Here is a 243-nt window from a genome sequence, read left to right on the forward strand (position 1 = left end):
TCTTTGCGGTTCTATCCTTTATTTCCATTTCTCGCATCAGAACATCACAAAGTTCCTGATAGGTGAGTTTGAAAGAATTTCGGAAGGCTTCTCTTATAACGCCAACGAGTTCATCGGTCTTACGCTTTTCCTTGTCCTCCTTGGACTTCTCACCACGATAGACGTGCATATCCTCCGCCTTGTCCCATCCAAAAAGCATCATCGGCACATCCAATGGGCTTCCGTCACGGACTTTCAGAGCTT

1 protein-coding gene is annotated in these 243 nt (G+C 46.1%); it reads right to left on the reverse strand.

Annotated elements, in window-relative coordinates; translation table 11 throughout:
* Positions 1–243: hypothetical protein (locus V0R37_RS23060; RefSeq protein ID WP_420376688.1), on the reverse strand; the 243-nt coding region annotated here is incomplete at both ends.

It is taken from the genome of Pollutimonas rozaliensis (assembly GCF_048751585.1).
In the GTDB taxonomy this organism is placed as follows: Bacteria; Pseudomonadota; Gammaproteobacteria; order Burkholderiales; family Burkholderiaceae_B.